A 6452-nucleotide genomic window follows, 5' to 3' on the forward strand; every position below is an offset into this window, starting at 1 on the left:
GATGAGCGTGATCATTCCTCTTCCGCGTGAGCGGTTCGGGCCGGCTCCGAGCGTGCTCGCCAAGACCGACAGCTTCACCGTCACTGGCTGGCGCACCGCGCTTGGCATCGAGATGATCGGCGTGGAGACCCCGCGCGGCCGGGTCGAGATGCTGCCTTACATGGGCCAGATGCTCTGGGACGCGGTGTTCGACGGCGTGCGCCTGACGATGGACAGCGCCTTCGCCGAGCCGCGTCCGGCGCAGGTGATCGTCGAGACCTATGGCTGTCTCGCCTATCACTCCGGTCTGCTGCGCAACGGTTGCCCCGGTCCGCAGGATGACCATCCGCTGCATGGCGAGATGGCCTGCGCCACGATGGACGCGGCCTATCTGGAGATCGGCGAGGACGGGCAGGGGGCGTTCCTGCGCCTTGGCGGTCACGTCGATTACATCCGTGGCTTCGGCCCGCATTACCGCGCGATGCCCTCGATCACGGTGCGGGAAAACACGCTGATCGAGATGGCGATGGCGGTCGAGAACCGCTCCGCCCTGCCGATGGACCTGATGTATATGTGCCATGTGAACTTCGCCTTCGTCGAAGACGGGCGCATCCATCAGGCGGCCCCCTTCACGCCCGAGCGCACCCGTGTGCGGCGCGACGTGCCCGCCCATGTCCAGCCGACGAGAGCCTATACCGATTTCATCGAACGGCTCGCCGAGGTGCCCGAAGACAGCGCCACGCTGGACGCGCCCGAGAAATGGAACCCCGAGCAGGTTCTCTATATCGAGCGCCCTGCAGCCGATGCATCCGGCGAAAGCCATGCGCTTCTGGAGCGGCCCGCGGGCGACGGGTTTTCGATGAGCTGGCGGCCCGATCAATTCGACCACCTCGCACGCTGGATCCTGAACGGCGAGGATGCCTCGGTCGCGGCCTTCGCGCTGCCCTCCACCTGCGAGCCCGAGGGCTACACGGCGGAGAAGGCGAAGGGCCATGTCCGCAGCTTGCCGCCCGGAGAGACCGCGCATTTCGCGACCCGCTTCGGCTATACTGACAAGGCCGAGACCACCGCGCTCGCCAAGACGATTTCCGACCTGACGGAGAAAGAGAATGCCTGAGAAGATAGCCGTCGTCGGCTCGAACATGATGGATCTGGTGACCTATATCGACCGGATGCCGGGACGCGGCGAGACGCTGGAAGCCCCCGATTTCGCGATGGGGTTCGGGGGCAAGGGCGCGAATCAGGCGGTTGCCGCCGCGCGTCTGGGCTCGGATGTGGCGATGGTCACCTGCGTGGGCGATGACGGCTTCGGCCCGCAGGTCCGCGCGAATCTGGAGAAAAATGGGATCGACACGACCCATGTGCGCACCGTCGAAGGCTCGGCCTCGGGCGTGGCGCCGATCTTCGTCGAGCGCGATGGCGAGAATGCGATCCTGATCGTGAAAGGGGCCAATGCGGCGCTGGCCCCTTCGGATGTCGATGCGGCGGCCGAGACGTTGCGCGCAGCCTCCGCGATCCTGATGCAGCTCGAGGTCGATCTGGAAACCGTCTATCACACCGTGGCTTTCGGGGCGCGCGAAGGGGTGACGACGATCCTCAACCCCGCGCCTGCGCATCCCGATCTGGATATCGCGCGGCTCGACGGGCTCGACTGGTTCTGCCCGAACGAGAGCGAGCTGGCGATGCTTTCGGGTCTGCCCACCGGCACCGATGACGAGGTGATCGCCGCCGCGCGTAGCCTGATCGAACGCGGCATCCACAACGTCGTCGTGACGCTCGGCGGGCGCGGTGCACGCCGGATCACTGCGGACACCGTCGAAGAGATCGCCCCGGTCTCGGTAAGCCCGGTCGATACCACCGGCGCGGGCGACGCTTTCATCGGCAGCTTCGCGCATTTCCTCGGCCAAGGAATGGAGCCCACCGCGGCGCTGACCCGCGCCGCGCGCTATGCCGCATTGTCGATCACCCGTCGCGGCACGCAAACAAGCTACGCGACGCCCGCCGAATTCGACGACTTTCTTTCCGAGCATGGGCTCGGCTGACTTATGCTGATCTTGTCCCGATCGCGCAGGCCCGGAGAAATCCCCGGATGTGGCGGCGTGGGTGTGACGAGTCCCGATTTAGGAGACACGCAATGAAAACCGAAATGAAGACCGAGACGCGTGCGGAAGGGGCTTTGGTGCCCACCGCCGCGGCCGCAGGGGAGCATGCGCGCAACCCCGGCATGGCGCTCGATGTGGGCATGTTCGAAGGCCACCGGGTGAACCGCGCCGCCGCCGAGCGCCGCTGCGCGACGCTCACCACCCGGCGCAGCGTGAAGAAGGCGCATCAGGCGGCGTGGCTGGTCAACGCGGTGCGCTGCGTCGATCTGACGACGCTTGCGGGCGACGATACCGAGGGCCGGGTGAAACGCCTCTGCGCGAAGGCGCGCAAGCCCTTGGCTTCGCATATCGAAGCTGGGTTGGGCCTGAGCGCGGGCGAGCTGACCGTGGGCGCGGTCTGCGTCTATCCGACGATGGTGCCCCATGCCGTCAAGGCGTTGGAAGGGTCGAATATCCCCGTGGCCTCGGTCGCGACAGGCTTTCCGGCAGGTCTGATGCCGCTGCATTTGCGGCTCGAGGAAATCCGCTGGGCGGTGGCGCAGGGCGCGGCAGAGATCGACATCGTGATCAACCGCGAACTGGCGCTCACCCGAAACTGGCAGGGTCTGCATGACGAGATCGCGGCGATGCGCGAGGCCTGCGGCGACGCGCATATGAAGGCGATCCTGGCCACCGGCGAGCTGGAGACGCTCAACAACGTCTATTCGGCCTCGATGGTGGCGATGCAGGCGGGGGCCGATTTCATCAAGACCTCCACCGGCAAGGAGAGCGTCAACGCGACGCTGCCCGTCAGCCTGACCATGCTGCGCGCGCTGCGCGATTACGGGATGGCGACCGGCCACCGCATCGGCTTCAAGCCCGCAGGCGGAATGAAGCAGGCGAAAGAGGCGCTGGCCTGGCAGATCCTGATGAAAGAAGAGCTGGGCCGCGATTGGCTCAACCCCGACCTGTTCCGCTTCGGCGCAAGCTCGATGCTGGGCGATATCGAGCGCCAGCTGGAGCATTACGTCACCGGCCGTTACGCCGATAGCAGCCGTCACGCGCTGGCCTGAGGAGAGAGAAAAATGAGCATTCAGAACATCCTCGAAACGATGGAGTACGGCGTGGCCCCCGAAGACGACAGCCAGGCGCGCAAATGGCTCGCCAAGCATGAGGGCGGCTTCGGCCATTTCATCGACGGCGCGATGACCAAGCCGGGCGATCTGTTCGAGGTCCGCGATCCGGCGAGCGACACGGTGCTGGCGAAGGTCACGCAAGGCACGGCATCGGACGTGGATGCCGCCGTCTCCGCCGCGCGCAAGGCGCAAAGCGGTTGGGCGAAGCTGTCGGGCCATCAGCGTGCGAAGCACCTTTATGCTTTGGCCCGCCACATTCAGCAGCACTCGCGCCTGCTCGCGGTGCTGGAGACGCTCGACAGCGGCAAGCCGATCCGCGAGAGCCGCGACATCGACATCCCGCTGGTCGCGCGCCATTTCTATCACCATGCGGGCTGGGCCGAGATCCTCGAAGACGAACTGCCGGGTCACACCGCGCAGGGCGTTTGCGGCCAGATCATCCCGTGGAACTTCCCGCTTCTGATGCTGTCGTGGAAGGTCGCGCCGGCGCTGGCCGCTGGCAATACGGTCGTGCTGAAGCCCGCCGAATACACGCCGCTGACCGCGCTGGCCTTCGCCGAGATCGCGCAGGAATGCGGCATTCCGAAAGGCGTGATCAACATCGTCACCGGCGACGGCGAGACCGGAGCCGCGATCGTCGGCCATGAGGGGATCGACAAGCTGGCCTTCACTGGCTCGACCGATGTGGGCCGCATCCTGCGCGAACGCACCGCCGGGTCCGGCAAGGCGCTGACGCTGGAACTGGGCGGCAAATCTCCCTTCGTTGTCTTCGAGGATGCCGATCTGGACGCCGCCGTCGAAGGCGTGGTGGATGCGATCTGGTTCAATCAGGGTCAGGTCTGCTGCGCAGGCTCGCGCATCCTCGTGGCTGAGGCGGTGGCCGAGCGGTTCGAGACGCTGCTGCGCGCCCGGATGAAGACGCTGCGCACCGGCGATCCGATGGACAAGAGCACCGATATCGGCGCGATCGTGCATCCCTCGCAACTCGCGCGCATCCGCGATCTGGTCGAAAAGGGCGCAAGCGAAGGGGCGACACTGACCCAAGGCTCCGCCCCGCAGGGTTGCTTCTTCCCGCCGACGCTGGTGACGGATGTCGAACCCGCAAGCGTTCTCGCAACTGAGGAAATCTTCGGCCCGGTCGTCACGCTCACCACCTTCCGCACGCCCTCGGACGCCGTGGCGCTGGCCAACAATACGCGCTACGGGCTGGCGGCCAGCATCTGGTCGGAGAACGTGAACCTGTGCCTCGACATCGCGGGGCAGGTGAAGGCCGGGATCGTCTGGATCAACTCCACGAACATCTTCGACGCGGGCGCGGGCTTTGGCGGCTATCGCGAGAGCGGCTTCGGCCGCGAGGGCGGGCGCGAAGGCATGCGTGCCTATCTGCGCAACCCGGCGGCGGCAACCGGCAAGGGTAAGGGCACGACGCCCGCCGAGCTGGAGACCGGCCCCGCAGATACGATCAAGGGCGGCGAGATCGACCGCACCGCGAAGCTCTATGTCGGCGGCAGGCAGGCGCGGCCCGATAGCGGCTACAGCTATCAGGTGAAGGGCGGCAAAGCGGTCGTGGGGCTCGCAGGGCTCGGCAACCGCAAGGATATCCGCAACGCGGTCGAGGCGGCGCATAAGGCCAAGGGCTGGGGCAAGGCCACGGGCCATAACCGGGCGCAGGTGCTCTATTACATCGGCGAGAACCTCTCGGCGCGCGGCGCGGAATTCACGGCCCGTCTGGAAAGCTTCGGCGCCTCGCGCAAAGCCGCCGAGGCCGAGGTCGAGACGGCGGTCGAGCGGTGCTTCTGGTATGCAGCCCAAGCCGACAAGTTCGACGGCGCGGTCCATGCGACGAAGTCGGAATTCGTGACCCTCGCAATGAACGAGCCGATCGGGGTGATGGGGCTGGTGGCCCCCACCGCGCAGCCGCTTCTGGGGGCGATCTCGCTCGTGCTGCCTGCGATTGCGATGGGCAACCGCGTGGTGCTGGTCCCGAGCCAGACGCATCCGCTGGCCGCGACCGACCTCTATCAGGTGCTCGACACCTCCGACGTGCCGGGCGGTGTGATCAACATCGTCACCGGCCCGCGCGACGAGCTGGCGAAGACGCTGGCCGCCCATGATGGGGTCGATGCGATGTGGTATTTCGGGAATGCCGAGGGCTGCCAGATGGTCGAGACGCAAAGCGCCGGGAACCTCAAGCAGACCTGGGTCGAAGCCGATGACGCACGCGACTGGGGTGCCCGTGCGGGGCAGGGGCGTCTGTTCCTCGACCGCGCGACGCAGGTGAAAAACATCTGGGTGCCCTACGGCGCGTGAGGCCGCTGACAGAGCATCGAGAAAGCGGCGCCGAGAGGTCAGGCCTTCTCAGTAAATGGTGCGCGTGAGAAACGTGAAGGCTCGAAGCGCAATGGTTGCTTCGAGCCTTCACGATCCCCGCAACTACAGGGATTTCGAGAGCAGGTGCACGTCACTGCCTTCTGCCCGGAAGCCGCAGCTTTCGTAGAATGATCGGGCCGTAACGGTGCTTTCCAAACGGCAGCGCCGGATGCCGCGCGCCCGCAAGACATCCTCCAAGCCTGCGAGAATAGCCTTGCTGACGCCACCAAAGCGGGCATCGGGATGGACATAGTTCAAGAGGATGTCGCCGCTCAGGGTGGCCATGCCGACCCCTATGACCTTCCTGTTCCGCTCGGCCACTAGCACCACGGCGTCATCCCGCGCGATCCACTGTCGCCAGGTCTCGACCGTCTTATTGCCAAGCCAGTCTTCGATTTCGGACGGATCGTTCTGATGATCTGCAACACAGAGTTCGGTGATCGAGCGACGCAGGGTGTTTACCGCTTCGACAGCATCGGCCTCCATCGCGTGCCTGATCTCGATCATGCTTCCTCACTCTCCGCCTCTAGCTTACCGACGCCGCGTTTGTCCGCAACAGCGGCTTCGTCCCGCTTAGCCGACATCCGCCGCAGACAGCTCCCGAAGATCTTGTCGGGAGCTGCTGATCGACATGGCGTCGCGCCTACAAGGCGTACGGCTCCACGCTGCACCATCTACTGCAAAGGGTTGGCCCCGAAACGGGCCGCTTTTTCATGCGGGATCGGCGCGCGCAAAGGCACGCCAGGCGATAAACGCAAACACGCGCGACCAGGTGGCGCGCGACGAAATCGTTTTGAAATCAGGGGAGTAGTGGCAGTCCGTAGGGGAATCGAACCCCTCTTTCCAGGTTGAAAACCTGGCGTCCTAACCGATAGACGAACGGACC

5 protein-coding genes and 1 tRNA gene are annotated in these 6452 nt (G+C 65.6%); 4 read left to right on the plus strand and 2 right to left on the minus strand.

Features of this window, described 5'->3' with window-relative positions; genetic code table 11:
• Position 1 precedes the first annotated feature (1 nt).
• From BMI89_RS05775 to BMI89_RS05790, 4 genes are all read left to right on the plus strand, one after another.
• Positions 2 to 1096 carry a DUF4432 family protein gene (locus BMI89_RS05775; RefSeq protein ID WP_078570155.1) on the plus strand — a complete coding sequence of 365 codons (1095 nt, stop codon included), beginning with the start codon at positions 2 to 4 and terminating at the stop codon, positions 1094 to 1096.
• On the plus strand, positions 1089 to 2021 hold the full coding sequence (gene rbsK, locus BMI89_RS05780; RefSeq protein ID WP_078570156.1) for a ribokinase: 933 nt from the start codon (positions 1089 to 1091) through the stop codon (positions 2019 to 2021). The genes BMI89_RS05775 and rbsK overlap by 8 nt, the downstream gene beginning before the upstream one ends.
• Positions 2022 to 2203: 182 nt before the next feature.
• A complete protein-coding gene (gene deoC / locus BMI89_RS05785; protein WP_093477036.1) occupies positions 2204 to 3133 on the plus strand; it encodes a deoxyribose-phosphate aldolase in 930 nt (309 codons plus the stop codon).
• A 12-nt stretch (positions 3134 to 3145) separates the two neighbouring features.
• The gene (locus tag BMI89_RS05790; protein WP_210402142.1) at positions 3146 to 5506 is read left to right on the plus strand and encodes an aldehyde dehydrogenase family protein; all 2361 of its coding nucleotides are present in this window, start codon (positions 3146 to 3148) and stop codon (positions 5504 to 5506) included.
• A gap of 123 nt (positions 5507 to 5629) precedes the next feature.
• Here the strand turns inward: BMI89_RS05790 and BMI89_RS05795 are convergent, their stop codons facing one another.
• Complete coding sequence (locus BMI89_RS05795; RefSeq protein ID WP_078570157.1) at positions 5630 to 6073, minus strand: GNAT family N-acetyltransferase; 444 nt, start codon at positions 6071 to 6073, stop codon at positions 5630 to 5632.
• A 304-nt stretch (positions 6074 to 6377) separates the two neighbouring features.
• Positions 6378 to 6452, minus strand: a tRNA-Glu gene (locus tag BMI89_RS05800).

Origin of the sequence: Thioclava sp. F36-7 (assembly GCF_002020075.1) — a bacterium.
Taxonomy (GTDB): domain Bacteria; phylum Pseudomonadota; class Alphaproteobacteria; order Rhodobacterales; family Rhodobacteraceae; genus Thioclava; species Thioclava sediminum.